The sequence below is a fragment of the Nostoc sp. JL34 genome (genome assembly GCF_017114945.1).
GTDB lineage: Bacteria > Cyanobacteriota > Cyanobacteriia > Cyanobacteriales > Nostocaceae > Nostoc.
The window spans coordinates 110,362-132,577 of sequence record NZ_JABXKQ010000015.1 but is presented as its reverse complement, the minus strand read 5'-3'; the positions used below and the strand labels follow the sequence as shown (position 1 = coordinate 132,577).

The 22,216-nt window shown below is 43.1% G+C and carries 21 protein-coding genes; 4 read left to right on the top strand and 17 right to left on the bottom strand.

The genetic code is table 11. From position 1 onward, the window contains the following. Positions 1 to 108 precede the first annotated feature (108 nt). Positions 109 to 1,062: a glycosyltransferase gene (locus tag HWQ44_RS02315; protein WP_334727328.1), complete on the top strand. Its 954-nt coding sequence runs from the start codon at positions 109 to 111 to the stop codon at positions 1,060 to 1,062. A gap of 52 nt (positions 1,063 to 1,114) precedes the next feature. Here the strand turns inward: HWQ44_RS02315 and recG are convergent, their stop codons facing one another. The 4 genes from recG to rpsB all read right to left on the bottom strand — a co-directional run bounded on the left by recG (position 1,115) and on the right by rpsB (position 6,804). Beyond that, complete coding sequence (gene recG, locus HWQ44_RS02310; RefSeq protein ID WP_292714175.1) at positions 1,115 to 3,616, bottom strand: ATP-dependent DNA helicase RecG; 2,502 nt, start codon at positions 3,614 to 3,616, stop codon at positions 1,115 to 1,117. A 94-nt stretch (positions 3,617 to 3,710) separates the two neighbouring features. Next, positions 3,711 to 4,592 carry a hypothetical protein gene (locus HWQ44_RS02305; protein WP_292714173.1) on the bottom strand — a complete coding sequence of 294 codons (882 nt, stop codon included), beginning with the start codon at positions 4,590 to 4,592 and terminating at the stop codon, positions 3,711 to 3,713. Between the two features lie 234 nt (positions 4,593 to 4,826). Further along, positions 4,827 to 5,771, bottom strand: a complete 945-nt coding sequence (gene tsf, locus HWQ44_RS02300) for a translation elongation factor Ts (protein WP_292714170.1) — start codon at positions 5,769 to 5,771, stop codon at positions 4,827 to 4,829. A gap of 238 nt (positions 5,772 to 6,009) precedes the next feature. Beyond that, entirely contained in the window at positions 6,010 to 6,804 is a 795-nt protein-coding gene (gene rpsB / locus HWQ44_RS02295) for a 30S ribosomal protein S2 (RefSeq protein ID WP_292714197.1), read from the bottom strand. On the opposite strand from rpsB, the gene HWQ44_RS02290 reads away from it, so the two are divergent. Beyond that, a complete protein-coding gene (locus HWQ44_RS02290; RefSeq protein ID WP_292714202.1) occupies positions 6,729 to 6,893 on the top strand; it encodes a hypothetical protein in 165 nt (54 codons plus the stop codon). The two genes, rpsB and HWQ44_RS02290, sit on opposite strands and share 76 nt — an antisense overlap. Before the next feature lie 125 nt (positions 6,894 to 7,018). Here the strand turns inward: HWQ44_RS02290 and HWQ44_RS02285 are convergent, their stop codons facing one another. The 3 genes from HWQ44_RS02285 to HWQ44_RS02275 all read right to left on the bottom strand — a co-directional run bounded on the left by HWQ44_RS02285 (position 7,019) and on the right by HWQ44_RS02275 (position 9,172). Beyond that, the gene (locus tag HWQ44_RS02285) at positions 7,019 to 7,186 is read right to left on the bottom strand and encodes a hypothetical protein (protein WP_292714167.1); all 168 of its coding nucleotides are present in this window, start codon (positions 7,184 to 7,186) and stop codon (positions 7,019 to 7,021) included. A gap of 376 nt (positions 7,187 to 7,562) precedes the next feature. Then, positions 7,563 to 8,324, bottom strand: coding sequence for a Uma2 family endonuclease (locus HWQ44_RS02280; protein WP_292714164.1), 762 nt, complete (start codon positions 8,322 to 8,324; stop codon positions 7,563 to 7,565). Between the two features lie 50 nt (positions 8,325 to 8,374). After that, the gene (locus HWQ44_RS02275; RefSeq protein WP_292714162.1) at positions 8,375 to 9,172 is read right to left on the bottom strand and encodes an HAD family hydrolase; all 798 of its coding nucleotides are present in this window, start codon (positions 9,170 to 9,172) and stop codon (positions 8,375 to 8,377) included. A gap of 94 nt (positions 9,173 to 9,266) precedes the next feature. Here HWQ44_RS02275 and HWQ44_RS02270 point away from each other — a divergent pair, with 94 nt between their 5' ends. Next, positions 9,267 to 10,088, top strand: a complete 822-nt coding sequence (locus HWQ44_RS02270; protein ID WP_292714161.1) for a hypothetical protein — start codon at positions 9,267 to 9,269, stop codon at positions 10,086 to 10,088. Positions 10,089 to 10,354: 266 nt separating this feature from the next. Here the strand turns inward: HWQ44_RS02270 and HWQ44_RS02265 are convergent, their stop codons facing one another. The 4 genes from HWQ44_RS02265 to HWQ44_RS02250 form a co-directional block, all read right to left on the bottom strand. Then, entirely contained in the window at positions 10,355 to 11,065 is a 711-nt protein-coding gene (locus tag HWQ44_RS02265) for a DevA family ABC transporter ATP-binding protein (RefSeq protein ID WP_292714159.1), read from the bottom strand. 126 nt (positions 11,066 to 11,191) lie between these two features. Further along, positions 11,192 to 12,346 (bottom strand): ABC transporter permease DevC, encoded by a 1,155-nt coding sequence (gene devC, locus HWQ44_RS02260; protein WP_292714157.1) that lies wholly within the window; start codon positions 12,344 to 12,346, stop codon positions 11,192 to 11,194. Positions 12,347 to 12,514: 168 nt separating this feature from the next. Continuing rightward, positions 12,515 to 13,939, bottom strand: a complete 1,425-nt coding sequence (locus tag HWQ44_RS02255; RefSeq protein WP_292714154.1) for an HlyD family efflux transporter periplasmic adaptor subunit — start codon at positions 13,937 to 13,939, stop codon at positions 12,515 to 12,517. A gap of 866 nt (positions 13,940 to 14,805) precedes the next feature. Continuing rightward, the gene (locus tag HWQ44_RS02250) at positions 14,806 to 15,543 is read right to left on the bottom strand and encodes a phycocyanobilin:ferredoxin oxidoreductase (protein ID WP_292714151.1); all 738 of its coding nucleotides are present in this window, start codon (positions 15,541 to 15,543) and stop codon (positions 14,806 to 14,808) included. Positions 15,544 to 15,744: 201 nt separating this feature from the next. Between HWQ44_RS02250 and HWQ44_RS02245 the strand changes: the two genes are divergently transcribed. Then, positions 15,745 to 15,972 carry a hypothetical protein gene (locus tag HWQ44_RS02245; protein ID WP_292714148.1) on the top strand — a complete coding sequence of 76 codons (228 nt, stop codon included), beginning with the start codon at positions 15,745 to 15,747 and terminating at the stop codon, positions 15,970 to 15,972. A gap of 42 nt (positions 15,973 to 16,014) precedes the next feature. Here the strand turns inward: HWQ44_RS02245 and HWQ44_RS02240 are convergent, their stop codons facing one another. The 6 genes from HWQ44_RS02240 to HWQ44_RS02215 form a co-directional block, all read right to left on the bottom strand. After that, complete coding sequence (locus HWQ44_RS02240; RefSeq protein ID WP_292714145.1) at positions 16,015 to 16,608, bottom strand: nucleoside triphosphate pyrophosphatase; 594 nt, start codon at positions 16,606 to 16,608, stop codon at positions 16,015 to 16,017. Positions 16,609 to 16,710: 102 nt separating this feature from the next. Next, positions 16,711 to 17,256 carry a photosystem II reaction center PsbP gene (psbP, locus tag HWQ44_RS02235; RefSeq protein ID WP_292714142.1) on the bottom strand — a complete coding sequence of 182 codons (546 nt, stop codon included), beginning with the start codon at positions 17,254 to 17,256 and terminating at the stop codon, positions 16,711 to 16,713. Between the two features lie 209 nt (positions 17,257 to 17,465). Next, on the bottom strand, positions 17,466 to 18,833 hold the full coding sequence (locus HWQ44_RS02230; RefSeq protein ID WP_292714193.1) for an MFS transporter: 1,368 nt from the start codon (positions 18,831 to 18,833) through the stop codon (positions 17,466 to 17,468). Between the two features lie 491 nt (positions 18,834 to 19,324). Beyond that, positions 19,325 to 19,654 (bottom strand): ribulose bisphosphate carboxylase small subunit, encoded by a 330-nt coding sequence (locus HWQ44_RS02225; protein ID WP_292714139.1) that lies wholly within the window; start codon positions 19,652 to 19,654, stop codon positions 19,325 to 19,327. Positions 19,655 to 19,699: 45 nt separating this feature from the next. Next, a complete protein-coding gene (locus HWQ44_RS02220; protein ID WP_292714135.1) occupies positions 19,700 to 20,107 on the bottom strand; it encodes a chaperonin family protein RbcX in 408 nt (135 codons plus the stop codon). A 100-nt stretch (positions 20,108 to 20,207) separates the two neighbouring features. Beyond that, positions 20,208 to 21,638, bottom strand: coding sequence for a form I ribulose bisphosphate carboxylase large subunit (locus tag HWQ44_RS02215; RefSeq protein ID WP_292714122.1), 1,431 nt, complete (start codon positions 21,636 to 21,638; stop codon positions 20,208 to 20,210). Between the last annotated feature and the right edge of the window lie 578 nt (positions 21,639 to 22,216).

The window sequence follows — 22,216 nt, the reverse complement described above, 5'->3', positions numbered from 1 at the left end:
CTGCTCCTCTGCACCCCTGCTGCCTCAATGATTTTCCCTTTTCTTAGTGCCATTCGGAACAGTGTCAGCGTCGCATCTGTCCTATCCTGGAGATGGGTAGATAGTGTTGTGGGTGAGACTGTGTTTTTCAGCGTTGTGATACCGACTTATAATCGCCAACCGATTTTAGAAAAGTGCCTCCGCGCCTTGGAGGTGCAGGAGTTGAATAAGCCAAGTTCTGTTACTGGTTACGAGATTGTCTTGGTGGATGATGGTTCTACTGATGGCACATTGGAGTGGTTAGCAGCACACCAAGAGGAGTTTCCCCATGTGCGCTGGTTTCAACAAGACCATGCTGGCCCAGCTGCGGCTCGAAATTTGGGGGTAGAACAGGCGCAGGGAGACACAATTATCTTTATTGATAGCGATTTAGTAGTGCTGAAGAATTTCCTGCAAGCTCATGCTGACGCGTTAGTGCAGGGGAAAGAGAAATTGGGGAGCGATCGCTTTTTCACTTACGGTGCAGTTATTAATACTTGCAATTTCAACAACCCAACTGCTGAACCCTACAAAGTCACAGATTTTTCAGCCGCTTTTTTTGCTACGGGAAATGTAGCAATTCCCAAACATTGGTTAGATAAAGCGGGACTTTTTGATACTAGTTTTAAACTCTATGGCTGGGAAGATTTAGAATTAGGAGTGCGGCTGAAAAAACTAGGTTTGACACTAATTAAATGTCCAGAAGCCGTCGGATATCACTGGCATCCAGCATTTAATTTAGAGCAAATTCCCCGATTGATTGACCAAGAAATTCAACGCGGGCGAATGGGAGTTTTATTTTATCAGAAGCATCCTACATGGGAAGTGCGAATGATGATTCAAATGACTTGGCTGCATCGCTTACTTTGGGGGATTTTGTCGCTCAATGGTGCCCTAAATGAACGGACAATGGCTCCGTTATTGCAATGGCTAATTAACTTAGGTAAACCGCAATTGGCTTTAGAAATTGCCCGAATTTTTCTCAACTGGTACAACGTGAAGGGTGTCTATGAAGCCTATGATCAAATGCAGCAAACATCGTGATTAAAAAGTGGCGTAGGCGTAGCCCGTCGTAGACATCGCATACTTAAATATACTACGTCAAAATCGCCCCACCCATTAACCGCTCATACCGATACTTCAACTCTTCTTTCATCAAATACCAGCGCTCTAAAGTTGCATCCATCTCTATAATTTTCTCTGCTGCTTGCCGCGCTAAAAGTAAAACTTCTTCATCGTCAACCAAACTCACTAAGGTAAAATCTGGCACTCCAGATTGACGAGTTCCCAGTACTTGCCCTGGGCCACGAAAACGCATATCCATTTCAGAGATGAAAAAACCATCCTGAGATTGTTCTAATACCTTCAACCGTTGTTGAGCATCAGGACTTCTGGAACTGCTCATTAACAGACAGTAAGACTGAGCCGCACCACGACCAACGCGCCCCCGCAGTTGGTGCAGTTGCGATAAACCAAATCGCTCCGCATTTTCAATGAGCATAACTGTAGCATTAGGTACGTCTACACCTACCTCAACAACAGTAGTCGAAACCAAAACCTGCGTTTGGTTATCACGAAATTTGGTAATCGCTTCATCCTTATCAGCTGAACTCATGCGACCGTGCAGCAGCCCTACTTGAAAGTCAGGAAAAACACTTTCTTGTAGCTTTTGATGCTCGTCAACAGCCGATCGCAAATCTAATTTTTCTGATTCTTCTACCAAGGGCAAAACCACATAAACTTGTCTACCTTGGACAATTTCTCTGCGGATCAGGTCATAAGCATGGTTGCGTTGCTGGCCTGACAATACTGTTGTCTGAATCTTTTGCCGTCCTGGTGGTAACTCATCAATTTGACTCACATCCAAATCCCCATGTATGGTCAGTGCTAAGGTTCGGGGAATTGGGGTAGCTGTCATAGTTAACACATGAGGTTGATTGCCTTTTTGCTGCAAACGTGCCCGTTGTTCTACCCCAAAGCGATGCTGTTCATCTATCACCACTAACCCTAATTGCTGAAAATTTACAGGGTCTTGAATCAACGCATGGGTTCCTACTAACAAAGGTAATTCACCAGTTCCTAGCTGAGAATGTATTTGTCTTCGTTTCGCAGCTTTAGTCGAGCCTGTAAGTAATTCCACTGGTAAATGCAGTAGATTAAACCAGCTAACTAACTTGCGATAATGTTGTTCTGCCAAAACTTCTGTGGGAGCCATCAGCGCTGCTTGGTAGCCAGATTGAATTGCTGCGAGGATAGCCAGCACGGCGACGACCGTTTTACCAGAACCGACATCACCTTGCACCAAACGATTCATTGGCACAGATTTTTGTAAGTCGTTGAGAATGTCGTTGAGAACTCGTTGCTGTGCGCCAGTGAGTTGAAAAGGCAGTATTTCGTGGAATTTCTCTACAAGTTGACCGCGTGGGACAAGGATGGCGCTGGTTTGAATCGCTCTTGCTTGCTGTTGACGTTGCAGTAACCCAAGTTGTAGGTAGAAAAATTCGTCAAAAACTAGGCGACGACGGGCAACTTGCAGGGCGGCGCTATCGCTGGGAAAATGAATATTAGCGATCGCATCTTTCAATTCCATCAAACCATACTTCTGCCGCAAACCACTTGGCAAAGGGTCTTTCAGGTTAGCCGCAGCAGGCAAAGCAGCAATTACCGCCTGTCGCACTGTATTTGCCACCACGCCCTCAGTCAGTCCATAAATTGGCACTACCCGCCCAATATTTAGCGACTCAATCGTATCTCCCGGATTTGCCAAAACCTCTAATTCTGGATTATCCAGTGTCAAGCCATATTTACTTTCTTTCACCAATCCACAGGCCGCCAGAATGCTACCTACTGCATAACGGCGTTTTAAACTTTCTTGCCAAGCGCGACTGCTAAAGCGTGTACCTGCGTAAAAACGACCAATTTTGATTTGACCGCTGTTATCTTTTACTACTAGTTCTAAAATTGATAATTTCTGATTTTTAGGGCTAGTAAAGCAGTTGCAACGCTTCACTGTAGCCACTATTGTCACCGTCTCACCCGCCTGTAACTCGCGGATATTCACCTGACGCGCATAATCAATATGGTCACGAGGATAGTAGAAAAGCAAGTCGCGGACGGTATGTAAACCAAGCCGTGCCAAATTATCAGCTTTTTTAAAACCTATTTCTGGTAAATCACTGAGTTTTTGCTCAATTTTCGGTGCAAGTCTCCGACTCACCTCAGTAACAATTGGAGATTTTGGATTTTTAATTTTGGATTGATAAATTCTCCCTTGCTCCTCTGCTCCTCTGCTCCCCTGCTCCCCCTGCTCCTCCTTCCGTTGCTCCTCTTGCTGTAATTGGGAAAGATACCTACGAGTCTCTGCTACTAAATGTTGTCTTTCTTCCAGTGCTAGATGTGGATAACTAGCAAATTGCACCGCTAGTCCTTGCCAACGGCGGCGTTCAGTTTGGGGTAAGCCTGTTGGGAATTTGCCCAAAGTTAGGCTCAGAAATTCACTGAAACGGTATTCTCTGCCCATCAAGTCTGTGAAGCCACGCTCGGCTTCTATTGCCAAGGCTTTGTGCAATCGTATCCAGTCTGGTTTTTCATTAGTCATTGGTCATTAGTTATTAGTCATTAGTCAATGGTCATTTGACTCTGGACAAAGGACATAGACGCGCCAGCAGCTTCCCGCCGGGTAGGACAAATGACTAATTCTCAAACCAACTAGCACGCCATGCAGCTTCAGCTTCAGCAACTGCCTTTTCTTTATATCTCTTTTTATACTCTCGTCCAAGCTTGTTTAACTGAACTAAGATACTGCGGATTTGCCTGCGCTCAGAGGAAAGTGTCACATCAGCAAATTCAATTTCTCCTAACCGCAGGTTAATAGCCATGATTTGCGTCAGTCCAGAATCTTCTGACTGCTGCTCATTTTCAATTTCAATTACTAAGTTTAATAAATTGGGTGGCCCTGGCATTACCTCAGCAGATGCTTCTGATGCCGCCGCCGCTGCTGCTAAAATCGGTTCTGGTAATTTTTTCGGTAATACTCCAGCTTTTTGTAACAAAAGATTAGCATCATGCGAAAGCTTTTTCAGTATCTCTTGCGCGGCCTCTTCTAATTTCTGTTGCCATTTTGCCAGTTCTATAGGATCGGAGGTGTTGGCAGTGAGATACTGAGAATTAGAGGTGTCCAGAAATAGTGAAGATGAAGAAGATGTTACTTCCTCATTCTCCTCATCCCCTTCGTCTCCCTCATCTCCCTCATCCCCCTCATCTCCCTCATCTCCCTCATCTTTCCCTGATTCTTCACTTTTAATATAAATGAGCAATTGTTCAGCTGCGAGTTGACCCAACTTGCGGATAGCTTGTTGCAATTGTTGGCGCTGATTCAATGACAAATGCAGAAAGTTTTCGGGATATCCTTGGGTACAGAGGTGGTAACTTGCGAGAATCAACTGTTTGCGTACAGCTAGCCCCAAGGTGTTTAGATAACTAGCATAAGCCCTTTGTAGTTCTACTGCGATCGCGCGGATCGCTTCTTCCAGTGCTGCAATATCCCGTTCAATTCGTTCGATTGCTCTTGCCATATCTTTTAGTTCTTGCCCATCTGAACCATTACATAGTACAAATGTACAAATTTATTTTAGGATAAATTTCCAAAGGATTTTAGATTTTAAATTAAATACGATATTTCGCGTCTTTTACTAAATAAAAGACAGGTCAAGCGAATAACCTGACCTGTTTTTTAAAGAGTTATTAGTCATTAGTCATTTATCCTTGGTAAAGACTAATGACTAATGACCAATGACCAATGACTAATATTACTTGGCGCCCATTTGTGCAGCGACTTCATCAGCAAAGCTCATTTCTTGCTTTTCAATGCCTTCGCCCAGTATATAACGGACAAAGCGAGTCACTTGAATCTCTTCGCCTAATTGTGCCTTCACTTGCTTTATCAAGTCTTCCACGGAAATACTCTGATCGCGAATGTAAGGCTGATCGAGCAAAGTCAATTCTTTCAGGCGTTTTTCAATCCGTCCCTGAACAATCTTTTCTTTGATGTTTTCAGGCTTGTTCGCCAAATCATCCTTGCCCATTTCGATGTCTTTTTCTTTTTGGGCAATTTCGGCGGGGATTTGGTCTACGCTCACATACTCGACATTGGGACAAGCCGCAACTTGCATTGCAGTGTTCCGTGCCAAGGTTTGAAACTCTGAATTAGCAGCCGCTGACTCAGTTTGGGAACCCAGTTCTACCAATACACCAACTCGACCGCCAGTGTGAATGTAGCTGTCTACTACACCTTGTGTGTCTTTTGCTATTGCAAAATTAACAAAGCGGCGCACTTGGATGTTTTCACCAAGGGTGGCAATAGTTTGCTTGATGGATTCTTCTACAGTCGCACTTTCATTCTCAATATAGGGTTGAGCCAGCAAAGACTCAACACTATCAGCTGTCGCTGCTTGCTTTGCTAGGTTCTTAACTAAAGCTTTAAAAGCCTCGTTACGAGCAACAAAATCAGTTTGGCAGTTGACTTCTATGAGTACACCCACCCGAGATCCGGGCTGAATGTAAGTGTCTACTAGACCTTCTGCCGCAATGCGATCGCTTTTTGCTCCCGCCTTAGAGATGCCCTTTTTGCGTAGCCAGTCTGCGGCTTCTTCTACGTTGCCTTCAGTCTCTATCAGCGCCTTTTTGCAGTCCATCATGCCGGCACCAGTTTTTTGGCGTAGCTCTTGGACGAGTTTTGCAGATATTTCCGCCATGTTGCCTCAATTCCTAACTTGACCTCGAGTTGTAATCACTCACCTAATTTAATACTGAGTGCTGGGTTTTGAGTGCTGAGTTTTGAGTGTTCAGTTATCAATTTTATTCTTCATTGACAAATCACAACTTACAACTTCAAAAATCAAGACTCAGCACTATCCAATTTGCTGAGTCTTTCTATCTTACTCAGCACGGGCTAAACGCCCTGCTACCGCTAACAGCACTGTTGACTCAGCACTATTCTTCTGTTTCCTCGTCGGGAATTACGGCGTCAGTATATTCGCTTTCTTCGTAGTCTTCGTCATACTCACCGCCTTCGTAATCTTCGTCATATTCTTCAACATCCAGCTGACCGTGACGACCTTCATAAATGGCATCTGCCAATTTTCCGACTATCAGCTTAATTGACCTGATAGCATCGTCGTTGGCTGGGATGGGGATATCTACTACATCGGGGTCACAGTTTGTATCCAGCATGGATACAATAGGAATATTCAGCTTTTGGCATTCTTGAACTGCGTTATATTCCCGCCGTTGGTCTACAATTACCACAATATCGGGGACTTTCCGCATTGTTTTAATGCCACCCAAGTATTTCTGAAGCTTGGTCATTTCCCGACGCAGCATTGATGCTTCTTTTTTCGGTAATAAATCTAGTGCGCCAGTTTCCTCACGGCGTTCTAAATCTTTCAGGCGGTCTACTCGTGTTTTGATCGTTGCCCAGTTGGTCAACATTCCGCCCAACCAGCGTTGGTTAATGTAGTGGGAACCACAACGGCTGGCTTCTTGGGCAATAATTCCAGCTGCTTGCCGTTTAGTACCTACGAAAAGAAATTTCTTCCCTTGTTCTGCGTGCGATCGCATATAGTTGTAAGCATTATCCATCAACTGGGCAGTTTGCACCAAGTCGATAATGTGTACACCATTGCGGGAAGTGTAAATGTAAGGAGACATTTTTGGGTTCCAACGCCGGGTCTGATGCCCAAAGTGAACCCCTGACTCCATCATTTGAGCCAATGAAACGACTGGCATATATTTTCTTACTCCGATTCGGGTTAAACCTCCATCCAAGTGCATTTCCCAATCGGGAAACACCCGAATTCTTAGATGTGCGAGATTAGTTAACCATACTAGGTTAGCATATTCTGAAGAGTTGTGGTTTGTTGACAAAATGAGGGCGATAAAATAGCGCTGCCCACTCAACAATTAGGCAACGCTATTCTTCTCTTAAACTCAAAATACCTATCTACTCCCGGTCTTCTTGGTCTTTGGGTTTAGATTTTTGTCGCCGTTGTTCGATCTGGTCGTCGATAGTTTCTCTCATTTTGCGATCGGCAGTGTCCATCGCAGAATACTTAAAGCGGTTGATTATGCCACTGAACAAGTTACCAAAGAATCTTTCAATTTCCTGCATAATTTTATACCTCAATATTTAAAGGTAAATTCTTGACTTGACATTGGTCTTGGACTTTCTAGTGGAAGTAGGAAATAAAACGCTAACCTGTACTCTTTCAAGTATCTGTTAATCTCTTAGCGTCTCTAAGTGCTTAAAAGGCTGGCGGTTTATTTATCCTTTGATTCACTTTTGTTTGGGAATTACTGTATAAAACAGTCTTCTCAATTAAATTAGTATTGTTGAGAATTACTAGATTGAAACGCGCTAGAGATTCATCTATTGTATTCTGTCTCAGGTAATAAATGTAGCAAAAACACAGGTAACAAATTGTCTACTTGTTTATAACACTTACCATGTCTACGACGGCCGTAGCTATAGCAACTTCTGGTGTATGTTACTCAATAGTATCGGGGTCTACATTGAGCGATCGCAACCTCGCCTTCAATTGTTCTATTTGCAATTCTGCCTGTTCTGCTCGTTGACGTTCCTGTTCTGCTCGTTGTCGTTCCTGTTCTGCTCGTTGTCGTTCCTGTTCTACCAGTTCTTCTGCCTGCTGTCTTGCTAAAACTTCCTGCCTTAAAGCCTGTGCCAGTTCATCAGGGATCAGTAATTTTTCCCCTGTATCCTCAGAATAAAACCCAATTAGCTTTCCCTCAATCACCAAGCGCAGTTGTAACGGTTCGCTGTGTCCATCCTCTATAGGTTCGTAGATTTCTCCCCGCAGGCGATAGCCACGTAGCTGTTGTTCCACCCACTCGCCTTTAGGATCAAATAGCCAGTATTCCTTGACACCTAGCTGCTCATAGAGGGTCTTTTTGAAGATTTCGTCTTGTCCCTTTGTCCCAAAGGATGTCATTTCAAAAATAACTGTGGGTACTTGACCCTCTTCCCAGGTTTTATAGTTGTCCCGACCGCCGGGTGCAACATCAAAAATCACCATCACATCTGGGGCTACCCGCAATTTTGGAAAACCTTGTGCATAGTAAAGAAATTGATTTCCTAATACTGTTGCCTGACGATTTGCCAAATACTGTTTCAGGACTTCTAAGTTAGTTAGTAAGGCATAAAGGTGGTCGTAAGTTTCTGCCACTGGTTGACCATCAGCACTGGGGTAAAATATTTCTGATTCGACACTAACAGGTAAAGTAGCCGTCATGGTTGTAAAATCAGTGCTACGAGATTATTGTAGAACAACTCTACCTCTCCTTAACTTAGGATGTGTAAGCTTTTCAAAATATAACTAGATAACTCACAAAATCCTTCCCCTTCGGCAGCAGTGGTAATGTAAGCAGGCTGATATTTCAACTGATTCAGATACTCCACAACATTCGCCACGCCTACAGAAATAGGAAAATAACGCCGATCAAATAAACTTTCATCATTGGGACTATCGCCCACAGTCACAATTTGTTCTGATGAATACTGTGGCAAATATTCGCGCAATACCTGCAACAATCCCACAGCTTTATCTTGCCCTTGGGGTTTAATGTGACACTGCACATTGCTATAAGTAAATCCCCAACCCATTTGTTCACAGAGATTGTCTAGGGTTTGTAGTTCGTTGTCACGCAAACCAGCTACATCAAAAGTCCAGTCGGTGATGCGAAACTGATTATCAGCAGATTCTTGGATTTGGGGAAATTTAGTTTGTAAATTCTCAAAAGTCGTAGCCAAGTGCTGGCGATGTTTGGCTAAATCGGGGATGGGTGTTAAGACTACTGGTTTCTGATTGCCAGGTGGAAAGTACAAACCGCCATTTTCTGCCATAGCACCTGCTACTGGCATCAAGCTACTTAATCCACTCACCCACCCAGCAGAACGTCCTGTGACAATCAGCACCTTAATGTCATCTGCCGCTAAATCCTCTAAAGCTTGCAGCAGTGCAGGAGTAAATTTTCCTCGTCTAGTCAGGGTACCATCCATATCTGTGGCTATCAGACGAATATTGCTGAAGCTTGTAGATGAAACCTCAGACAGGGCAGGGACGCTCAAATGTCTGGACATATGCGGTTTGTAAAAAATATTAATGATACAGCAAGATGGCATTGAATATTTGGGCATCCTAAACATCAGGAGTCAAGTTTTTCAGTTTCCAACCATGTCCACTTCAATGTTTCTTGCCCAATCCTCCGGGACAAAGACTAAAAAGGCATCCCAGGAAGTGCCAGCAAGTAATCCTCAAATACCACCATTATTGTTGGTAACTTCTGGAGGACTGGCTTTAGCGGTGATTGCTTTGATTGTGTATAGTAAGCTCCAGAAGGATAAGCTGGAGAAAAAACTCAAGTTTGAACAATTCCGCGCACGAGAACTAGAGAAAAAGTTTAAGCTGGCGCTGGAAACAATTCGCAAAATGGAAACTAATCCCGATTTAGTCAACTCACGGGACTTTAACCTGGATTATCTGCGAATGCGGATGTCAGAGGAGGTGTTTCATTTTGCAATTCTTAATCAAGTGAAGATTCAGATCAAAGAAAAAATTTCTCAAGCCCTGCGTCCCAATCAAGCACAACTTGGATCAGTCGGAATTGCTAATAGCGCTGGACGGCAAGTAGATGAAATTTTTGATGTAGAGTATGAAACTGGTAGTCCAGGGAACTCTGCTAAGAGAGTGCTGTTTCGCATTCAAATCCGGTTAATGAAGTTACCGACGCAAGCAACTTCTGCAACTATTAGTCAAATTATTGACTGTGTAGAAACTTACCTAAGCCCCATAGAAGACGAAGATAGTTGGCAACCAATAATTCAAGGTCGGATTGCTACCATGCATTGGGATCAAAAGGCTAAACCTACGCCTTTACTGGTGCTGGAACAATCGAATGAAGGCGTGAATGTAACTTTTCGTACTACTCGCCAACCAAATACCCCAACTCAGCCAAAGTCACCTGGAATGAAAAAATCAGGCTCGGCTAGACAATAAATTATGGTTGTCATTAGTCATTAGTAATTAGGCAATATTTATTTGCATCACAGCTTAGCTCGACTTTATCCAAAATTAAGAACTCGGTTTTCTTTCTCCGGCAAAACCCTGGTTTTTTGGCAAATACTTTTTCCACATCACCGATGATGGATGAAGTTAAAAAAGTAAAACTCCTGTCTCACAAAGGTTTCATCTGAAGCGATCGCGTTGCAAAGCAAATGGATAAAGTCGAGCTTAGTTATGAATTGTGATTTCTCACTTTGAAATCATGACTGAATAACTGTATTTGAGGAATTACGAGTTAAAAGACCATCTTCCATTTCTACGATGCGATCAGCTATGTCTAAAATACGGTTGTCGTGTGTCACTAATAAGATAGTAGTTCCCTGATTTTTGGCCAGACTCTGCATTATTTCTACAACATCGCGTCCTGATTGTTTGTCTAATGCTGCTGTTGGTTCATCTGCTAGCACCAGGGGGGGACGATTCACTAAGGCGCGAGCGATCGCAATTCTTTGTTTTTGTCCACCAGAAAGATTGTCTGGGTAGTAATCAACTCGTTCTTCTAGACCAACAGACCCTAGCATGGCTTTTGATTTAGCCACTGCTTCTGCTTGAGAAATATTATCATTCAATTCTACTGCCATTTGCACATTTTGCTTGGCTGTCAAGAACCCTAGCAAATTGTGAGCTTGGAAAATATAACCAATGTTGCGTCGCATCTGCACTAGTTTGTTTTGACTGACGCCAACCAGTTCTTCATCTAAAAATTTTAAACTTCCCTCTTGTACAGACCGCAAACCACCAATTAAGCTCAGTAATGTTGTTTTACCTGAACCTGATGGGCCGGTCATAATTACAATTTCACCAGAATAAATTTCTAGGTTAATATCAAACAATATCTGCTTTCTCAGTGCGCCTTTGCCATAGTAGTGGTTGAGATTTTTAATGGCGATTACAGGTTCTTTTTCCATCATGATTGTGTTGGTTATAAATTAGCCTTTCTCAAGCTTAAATATAGTGATTGTCAGAAAATTTTTTTGCTTAATTATTAATGATATTTGGAGATAATCATTAATATCTTTTAATTGATTCAACATTTATTAAAAGATATCTGCTGGATCGGCAGAGCGTAATTTCCTAACTGCGATCGCACCAGAAATAATACACATTAATATAGTCAAAATCAATACCATTGTCGCTCGCTCAAAACTCATAAAAACTGGTAAAAGTGTTGCATTTCTGGCACTGTTATACATAAAGAAGGCAAAAACTATTCCAGGAAAATAGCCTAAAACTGCTAATAATAAAGCTTCTTGAAGAATTACCGTCAATAAATAGTTTTGTGTGTAACCTATCGCCTTGAGGGTAGCGTACTCAGCTAAATGATCTGCAACTTCTGTATAAAGAATTTGATAAACAATCACAGTCCCCACAATGAAACCCATGACAGTCCCTAATGTGAAAATAAAGCCAATAGCTGTACTATTTGCCCAATAACTCCTCTCAAAGTCAATAAATTCTGATTTAGTTAAAACATTTACTTCCTGAGGTAAATACTTTCGTAATTCTTGAGCAACAACGTTAGCATCAGCTCCCGGCTTTAATCTAATTAGCCCAATATCAATTAATCCTTTTTGACGATTATTGAATATTCGTAGAAAGTTTATATCACTTGTAATTAAATTACCATCTGCGCCAAATGATGCGCCTAATGTAAATAGCCCTTCTACTTTAACTCGCCGCCTTCGTACTTCTGCTGTTACAGGCTTTCCTTGGTCATAATTAGCAGCGATCGGGCCATACTCTACCCTAGAAGAACGGTCAAATAAAACTACATCAGGTAGTTTAAGTTTATCTAAATTTTCTTGAACTCCAGGTAAGTTAACTAGGTTAGTTTCTGGGTTCATTCCAAAAATTAGGATACTCCGAGGACGGCCTGTTACAGGATTTTTCCAGATTGTAAAGTCCAAATATATCGGATGTACTGATTGGACTGCGGGTAGCTCTAAAGCTTTATATAACCGTCGTTGAGAAAAGCTTCTCATCGCCAATATGGCGTTAGATTGACTATTAATTAAAACAATATCACCTTGCAAGCTGTTATGAAATCGAACGTTACTATAATACAGAGCATCCCGAAAGCCGAGTTGCATAAACATTAAAATATCAGCAAAAGCAATTCCTGCTAAAGCCACAGCTAGGCGAGTTTTTTCCCTTGTCAATTGTAGCCACGACAGAGGTATTTTTTGATTCATTTTATAGGCGTCTCAACAAGTGTAGCGATTTTAGATTTTCAACCCATTATGGTGACACCCGTACCGGATTAATAGAATGTTTAAAATTGATTAAACAGACTATAGAATAATATTTCAAATCCAAAATATCAAATTACAAATTGTGATTACTGCTCACCTACAACTTAATTAGTTATTAATATCCACAACAACTTTGGCGTAAGTTAAACCAGAAACTTTCTGGCTATCTTCTGGAGGCAGAGCAATTTTAACTTCTACAACTCTGGCATCCACATCTGCTGCTGGATCTGTATTCAGCACATCTTTTTTACCAATTTTTCTGCCAATTTCAGTGACAGTTCCCTTTAATTCGCCGCTAAATGCGCCATTATCACTAGTAATAGTGGCATTTTGACCAATACGCACTTTACCAATGCTGTCTTCGGCAACTTCAGCAATCACAAACATTTGGCTGGTTTGACCAATTTCAGCAATGCCATTTGCACCGATTGCTTCACCCGATTTGGTGTAAACCTTTAAAATCTCTCCAGCGATTGGTGCTTGAACGTAGCTTAACCTTAGTTCTGCTTCGGCTTTTCTGACATTTGCGATCGCATTACTAACTTGGGCTTGCGCTACTTGCACATCGGTAGGACTAACATCTAAAATTCTGCTCAGTTTAGCCTTTTCTTCATCGATTTGTCTTTGCAAAGTTGCTAAAGTTTTGTCACGATTAACTCTAGCTTCGATTAACTGCTGTTGCAAAGTTGCTAAATTTTGTATTTGGTTAGCTCTAGCCTCAGCAAGTTGCTGTCGCAAGGTTGCCAATGTCTGCTTTAGGGTAGCTTGGCTTTCAGCCACCTGCTGATTAGAAGTTACTGCACTCAGGCGTCTACTATCCCGCTCTTGCTGAGAAATTGCACCTTCTTTGTATAAAAAGTCATAGCGTCCAGCATCGACTTGAGCATTCCGCTGTTGGGCTTGAATACGTGTAAGCGTTGCTCTGAGAGCTTCTTTTTGCCCACTGAGTTCAGCTTCTAGGCGATTTACTGTTGCTTGTTGGACAAGTTTATCACCACTTAACTGAGCTGCAATCCGGGCGATCGTTGCTTGTTGACCATCCCTTTCCCCAACTAACTGCGCTTGTAGGCGAGCAATAACTGCTCTTTGGGCTTGAATATCTCTTGGAGATCCGGCCCTGACTTGTGCTAAGTTCGCACGGGCTTCTTGCACTTTGGCTTTTGCCTCTTGTAGTCCGGCTATTTGGGTATCACGGTTGTCCAAAATTGCCACAATTTGACCTTGCTTTACCTGTTCACCTTCTCTCACCAGAAGTTGCTGAATTCGTGACGATGGTGCTAATCCTGATGATGGGGCGGACAATTTAACAACTTCGCCTCGCGGTTCCAAACGCCCTACAGCACTAATACTATTGGTCGATGGCATTATGGGTGCAGATGTAGTTAGTTTTTTCAACTGCTCGATTTTGGCTGTACCTAGTATCCCAGCGGCGATTACTATTGGCACGGCTACAGCAATACCCCACCAAATCTTAGGTTGTTCACGATTAAGTGTCTGCTCACTTGGCTTTGGCTTTTCAGTCACCCTTGACATAGTATGTTGCCCGTTTACCTGAATTGTGCTGATGGAAGTAAAAATAAAAGGGTTTTTAATCAACAGCCAGCCGTTTAGGACAAACAACAGTGGTTTAAAGCTGGGTATGGCTTAAAAATCCATTGTGTGATGAACGCTCAACACTATGGCTTTGCAAAATGGTGTTTTCTATAGTGCTTCTCTTTGTATGCAATATACTTTGACCTCTCTCCAAACCTCTCTTCTAAAAGGAGAGAGGCTTTGAGGCTTACTCCTCTTCCCTACAAGGAAAAGGGCTGTTCTTGTTAGGTCTGTATTGAAACACAGAAGCGCTATATTAGCTGGCTATTCAATAACTGTGAGTATTATTGAGATATGAGTGCAATGAGAGTTAGCAGAATTCACAGGCAGTATGAATCTAGATGTAGAGACACGATATATCAAGTCTCTAGACAAAATCCTAAATTGGTATGATGCGGTACTGTACTGCTACATTCACTACGGTTATAGTTAGTCACAAAATTGAAAAGAAATATCAAAAATAGATTGTTGCCTTTGCTGGATACAATCTTGCTACAAAAGTTAGTCTTCCTTAAGTGAATCAACGATTAACTAACTAAAAAATATCTGTCAACTTGAGCATTCCTAACATCGGAGTTTCCTTAACTTTCTGGTCAATGAGTTAGCTGTCTCTAGTTGTTTGCATCTACCAAGACAACAAACCATATTGTAATATTCGCTTCAAAGACCTTACTATTCTCCCTGCTGCTGTTTTTGGACTCCATTAAACTCTCGTTGAATGAATTCTACATTTATCCGTTACGTGAAAACGTAACAGAGCCTACAGATATGGGAGATGAGGGAGATGGGGAAGATCAGGAGGATGATTAATTTGGCAGGTCAAATAAAACTGTGGTCATGTAATTTTCTGCCCAAGCTGGGCCAAAAGCTTTTTCTAGTACGCGGCGGGTTTTGTCGTTTTGCTGCTGTTTGGTGCAGTAGTTGTGCTGTCCAGCGATATTTTGTGTGACTTGTTCAACTGAAACAGGATGTGAGGCGATCGCTTGGATGCAATGAATATCTAAAAATTCTCGCACCCGCGAGAGAAACATTGTTTCTTCTTCTGGAGAACTGGGGCGCACAAAGATACAAAAATCCGAAAAAATATTTCCCCATTCAGGTAATTCACGGGGTTGGGAAAAGTTAAGCACCGTTAGCTGTGTCAGTGCCGAAGTATAAGATTCTGGTAAGGTGCGTTCTACTTGAATCGGAGAAAGGTCTGCGATCGCTGCACTAATTTGACCTCTACCCCCAACTAAATCGCAACCAAACATCGGCAGGTTGTATTCTGGACGGGGAAACATGACGCAGTGCAAGATATCCAGCATATTTCCGATTTTTGCCAGTTCCAAGTGCATTTTCCGAAACTGGGGCGTTTGATAGCAACGATTTTCAATCGTCAGTTTTTCGCCTTCTAGTTTACCTTCCACATACCCCAACTCATCAGGCAAATGGTAGGGGGATAAATCCAGGTGCTGATGCCAAGCTGCCTCAATACAATCAGCTAGCTGACGAATTAGGGGATGTTGTTGCTCACGCAGCGAGGGCATAGAAGTAAATGACATATTCTAGTTGGGAATGCGATCTAGTGGCCAGTCTACAACCTGTAGTGCCATACCTGTTGTGGTCTGCAATATAAGCAAACACTTACACCCAGCCAACGTAAATTTATAAGACAGATGCTTTTCACAAGGATTATTTATTTTGTAGTCTAGGTTACAGAAATAATTTTAGATTAGCCCATTTTTTAAGGCTAATAGAAAGCTATGAAACTAGATTCTCATAGACCAGATTTTGTTGTGCAAGCAAGAAGGCACAATCTGGAAGGCTTACAGAGGTTCAGAGCTTCTACTTGGGTAAACCTTTTGCAACTTCCCAACCCCTTTAGTTTTGACGAAGCACTTTTATTGTGTCCGGTTTCAGCAGATGAGTGGCTAGCGTGGGTTCCAGATCATGGCGAAGCAATACTCAATATCAGGCAATTTAGTTATTAGTTATTTGTCATTTGTCATTGGTTAATAACTCTAGACAAGGGACTATTGCCAGAAATCAGTGACATCGTATCCCAATTCACTTAGCATCTGCCGCAGCAGGGGTAAACTGAGTCCAATGACATTGGTGTGGCAGCCTGCGATTTTTTCCACGAAGAAACTACCAAAACCCTCAATAGCAAAGGCTCCAGCACACTTGAGGGGTTCACCTGTGGCAACGTATGCTTTAATTGCCTTCTCGCTCATTTGAGCAAAGTAAACTCTTGTAACTTGAGACTTGACTAAAGTACGGTTTTGGTCAGGGTCAATTAAGGCGTGACCTGTGTACAAGTCGCCAAAGTTACCTTGCATTATCTGCCAACGAGCGATCGCTTCAGAGGTATCTGCTGGTTTGCCATAAATTTCACCATTTATGGACAAAACAGAATCACAACCCATAATCAAAGCCGATTCAAACTGTGGGGCTACAGTTTCTGCTTTATACTGGGCAAGAGTTTTGACCAATTCTGCTGGTTCACTCAGTTCAATTTGCGACTCATCAAAGTCACTCGGTTGAACTATCGGTTCAATACCAACAGTTTGCAGCAAGCGGCGTCGGGCTGGGGAAGCTGAAGCAAGTACAAAAGGTGGAATTTTCATGAGATTTTAGAAAAATTTGTTAATTGGGCATTGGGTATTGGGCATTGGTGATTAAATATATTCTCTATCCCTATTCCCCATTCCCCATTCCCCATTCCCCAATTAATAAACAGAAAAAGAATTAACAACCTCATCAATCATCCGTTTAACTCTCTGCCAGCGTTTTTCAGGAATTGAGGCGTTGAAGGTAAAAAGTTTACCACGGCTAACAGCAACGCTGGCGATGTTGTGTCGTTGCTGTTGATTGGGAAGATTAACCTCATACTCTAAAAGGTAGTATGTTTTACCGTCTACTTCTCGCTGTGCGGCATTGACTAATTCAGCCGAACGACCAGAGTCAGGAGGCGCAAGAGCCGCTTTTCCTAATTTGTATCCTACTTCTGTTGGGGTTCCTAATTCTGACAAGGTTTTGCCTTCTGGAACTGGGCTAATCACAACCGAAACATTTTCAGACACCTCAATTAAATCGTGGAAAACCACATCTGGCCCATCGGCAACTTTAACTGGCAGCCAGCCGTTAGGATATAAAAACTGATAGCCATCACTAGTGTCTACAAAGCTTTTGAGTCCACTCGCAGCAGCTACATCAGAATTACTCAGACTGAAGCTCAACACCAATAGCAAAATTAATACAATTCGTTTCCACATTTCTACAGATTCCTTTGGGCTGGAGATAACACAAGACTTGCATCATTTCTCGTCTTTATTCTCCCACCAACCGGGACGCTTCGGATAATGCATTAGATGGTGAGGGTTAAATGCCCAAATGTCAGCAAATACTCGCTGGTGTATATCTCTACAAAACCTAAAATTCTTTCCAAGCAAAGGCATTGGCGCGAAAGAGCGTCATTACTTTGTCAGGTGTCAGAGTAGGGGTGAAAGTGGCGGATCAATTTGTGTTGATGAGAATGGGTATGGGGTTCGGACTCTAGTATCCCCTGGTGATGGTTGTGCTGATGATGTTCATCGTGGACGTGTAAGTGTTCGTGCCACATATTTTCATGGACGTGTTCATATTCATCAACTGGGGGCTTTAGGGCAAGTTGCACCACAACTAGCAATCCTAAACCAATTAAGCTCCCATACAGGAATTCACCTTCAGGAAATTTGCTTCCTAGCCACCCAGCTAAGGGATAGGAAATTGCCCACCACAAGTGACTCCAAGCAAAGTGGGCGCCGTAAACACGTCCTTGAGCATCACGGGGAATGCGATCTGCAATCAATGTTTGGGTGGGTAAATTCACACAGTTTTGTCCAAAACCAGCCAATAGCCACAAAATCATCAATCCACTCAAAGAAGCATAATTTGCAGGTAGTAGGGACAAAGTTATCAAAACTCCACCGAACAGCATAAAGGAACTTCTGGAAAAGCGTTGACTTATTACACCAAAAGCCACTGCTGAAAGGGTTGCACCGATACCAAAAGCAGCCATTACCCAGCCGTACTGAACATTTCCTAGTTTCAGTGTCCCCTGGACATAGCCAATGGTATTGACCAAAATCTGCGCTCCAGCAATCGATGCAACCAACTGCATGAAGAGAGCATATCGAATGGGTGGATCACTAAAAAGGCGGTTTGTACCGTCTTTGATATCTCGCCAGGTTCTAGCACTCGTACTTGATGGCTGTTGATTTGGCTCTACTCTTAACTGACCAGGTAGGGTAAAAATCAATACTGCCGCTACAAAGAAAGTTACGGCATCCAAAAAGAAAACTTGTCTCGCACCGATGAAAGCGGCGACGCTGCCAGCAACACCAGGGCCAAGTACTCCTAATAATTGGTAAGTGGCACTGGAAAGAGCGATCGCACCTGCATAATCATTCTCACCCGTCACCAAAGGAATTGTAGCTTGGTAAATCGGCGTGAAGAAGGCATTGAAGACGTTAAGAGCAAATATTAGGGCATACACTTGCCACACTTGCGTCACAAAAGGTAACAGACTGACAAGAACCATCCGTACACAATGCGTTGCTACCAGTATCGACTTGCGGTCAACACGGTCAGCTAAAGCTCCTGCCAAGGGAGACAGCAAGACAAACGCAGCGATCCGCAACGTCAAAGCAAAGGAAAGTACAATCGCGCTATTATCTCCAGCTAACTCGAAAGCAAGGAGAGCCAAACCTACCCAAGTCAGCGCATCCCCTAATAAATTGGTGGTTTGAGCCGCGTAAAGCCGCGCAAACACAGGGTTTCTCAAACTGTGAAAGAGATGAAGCCTGTTCATCATGCTCCGGTCGGTGTTTCTTAAAGGTAATTTATCCCTTTTTCATGGGGGATATGTCTTAAATGTTTTCTGGTAATTACTTTTAAGCATATCCCATAGGGGGGCATTTAATTATTACCCGTATCACCATGCTTTGCAAAAGTTTAAAATAACGTGAGTTCGACAAGTCTTATTTGACCTCTTCCCCAGCTTCTCTCCGACGCCCAGAGGGGAGCAAAAAGCTTAATTTTTGGTTTCTCCTCCCTCTCGGAAACGGAAAGGGAGGCTGGGAGGGAGAGGTTCATCGAACTCACGTTAAAATAGACCTCTTGCATAAATCAAAAATAAAGAACCCCACCCCCTGCTGACGCAAACGCTCCAGGGGTTAGGGGTGTTGGGGGCTTTTAAGAACACCTATTTATAAAAAAGGAGAGGCAGATAATTCTACCTCTCCTATACAGGGATAGACAAATTGCTTCAACTATCCCATGATTAATTCCAACTTACTAGGCTTAGTATTTGTTGGGTTTGTGAACTAGAAAGCTGAGAATTTGGCACTGCTTGATGTTGTCAAAACCCACAACCCGGATATAGCTGGTGTTGAATTGAGAACGACATGCTTGAACTTCGCTCAGTACTTCTTGAGTAGATTTAGCACCGAACAAAGGCAACTTCCACATTGTCCAATATAATTCTGTTGGCACAGAAGTTTCGTTAAACTCGATCGCTGGAATGTAACCTTGATTCAAAATGTACTGGATCTGCTTGGCAATTTGAGCGTCAGACAGAGGGGGCAGATAAGAAAGGGTTTCGTAACGACGCTCTTTTGGTAAAGTTTGCATAGCTTTTGATAATGGGTTGCGATTTGTACTAGTAGATTGACCGAACTAATTGGATAAGTTATCCAAATTCTGATCTGAAGTTGTTTGCTGTTCTGGTTGCAGACTGGGGTTAGATGTGTCTATTCGTGTGATGCGTTCTAAATGCTGGCGACGCTGTTCCATGTTGGCTTGCTGAATGCCAGTGCGAACCATTTCCGGTAAAAATTCTGCAATTTCTTCGGCAATGTGTTCTCTGACAGTCATGATTCGCAAAGCCAAATCTGGTTTTTCTTGCAACAGTTGCTCAATGAATGACTCACCATTCTGAATTTTGCCAGACGAAAAGTTATGCAGCCAAAGTTCTAATGGAGGATTTGTTTCGCCTAGCTGTGCCAATACTGTCCTTAGAGCCTGATAAGTCAGATAGCTTTGGAGAGTTTTGGCTGTGTCCTTCGCAATTTGCTTAAGATTCATGCTTGACCCCAGCCCTAAAGAGTTATGAATTATGAGTTATGAGTTATGAATTAATGCAAATCCTAACTCTTAACTCTTAACTCTTAACTGTTAACCCAGATCAGACGGTATCCATTGCTTCAAACTCGAACTTGATTTCTTTCCACAGTTCGCAAGCAACAGCCAGTTCAGGAGACCACTTGGCAGCTTCGCGGATGATATCGTTACCTTCACGAGCCAAGTTGCGGCCTTCGTTACGAGCTTGAACAACGGCTTCCAAGGCGACGCGGTTAGCGGTTGCCCCAGGAGCGTTACCCCAAGGGTGTCCTAGAGTACCACCACCGAATTGTAGTACGGAGTCATCACCAAAGATTTCTACTAGGGCGGGCATGTGCCATACGTGGATACCACCAGAAGCAACTGCCATTACACCAGGTAGAGAAGCCCAGTCTTGGGTAAAGTAAATACCACGAGACTTGTCTTGCTCAATGTAGTTTTCACGCAACAGGTCAACGAAGCCCATTGTGATGCCGCGCTCACCTTCCAACTTACCAACTACTGTACCAGTGTGGATGTGATCGCCACCAGATAAACGTAGGGCTTTAGCCAATACACGGAAGTGGATACCGTGGTTCTTTTGACGGTCAATTACAGCGTGCATAGCCCGGTGAATGTGCAGCAAGATACCGTTATCGCGGCACCAACGAGCCAATGTGGTGTTAGCGGTGAAACCTGCGGTTAGGTAGTCATGCATGATGATGGGCTGTTTGAGTTCTTTAGCGTACTCAGCCCGCTTCAGCATTTCTTCACAGGTGGGGGCGGTCACGTTGAGGTAGTGACCTTTGATTTCACCGGTTTCAGCTTGAGCTTTGCTGATTGCTTCAGCAACGAACAAGAAGCGATCGCGCCATCTTTGGAATGGTGCGGAGTTGATGTTTTCGTCGTCTTTGGTGAAGTCCAAACCACCGCGTAAGCACTCGTATACAGCGCGTCCGTAGTTCTTAGCGGAAAGACCCAATTTGGGCTTAATGGTACAACCCAACAAAGGACGACCGTATTTGTTTAATTTATCGCGCTCAACTTGGATACCGTGAGGAGGCCCTTGGAAGGTCTTGATGTAAGCTACTGGGAAACGGATGTCTTCTAGACGCAGTGCGCGCAGAGCTTTGAAACCAAATACGTTACCAACAATTGAGGTCAATACGTTGGTTACAGAACCTTCTTCAAACAAGTCCAAAGGATAGGCAACGTAACAAATGTACTGGTTGTCTTCGCCGGGAACTGGTTCGATATCATAGCAACGACCTTTGTAGCGATCGAGGTCGGTGAGCAAATCTGTCCACACAGTTGTCCAAGTACCTGTGGAAGATTCAGCCGCTACAGCCGCACCTGCTTCTTCGGGAGGAACACCAGGCTGAGGTGTCATACGGAACGCAGCTAGAAGATCGGTATCTTTTGGTGTGTAATCCGGTGTGTAATAAGTTAGTCTGTAATCTTGAACCCCGGCTTTATACCCAGATTTGCTCTGAGTCTTCGTTTGAGCGTAAGACATAATTTTATCCTTCCCTGAAATCACTCTTTTTAATTATCAAATCACGTTTCGTGCAACTTCCCCTCACCCCGCTCTTGCCCCTTCAGCGAGGGGAAGATCAGGAAATTTTTTTTGTTAGGAGTTGCCTTTGGCAGAGGTTAGCAGTTTTTTTGCGGCGGACACTTTGGTAGCTGTGGTAGCCCTCCTCACCAGTGTTTTCCCCTTCTAGGGGTACACGACCTAGCGCTTCTACTGTTCCCTCTTGCTAAAAATTAAAATTCTTTTTTACCTCTTCTTTGCACCCAACTAAACCTTCTCAATTTCACCAAAACTTCCGCGTTTTGCGGCTTGATTTAGATAATTCCCCCATAAATTGGGATATTCAGGGGATTGGGCTGGCTGGCACACATTCCCGCCTTTACACTCCTCATACCTTCTCCGTTGATAGAAAAGATACCAGAAAAGAATTTACTTGACAGAGATTTAGCAAAGTGGTGAGCGAAAGATAAAAAAATTGCACGCCACGTAATTTGTAACTTGTTTCACAATATATCAAGAATTCGATAAGTTATTCTTTGAAAGTTTTTAACTTATCTATT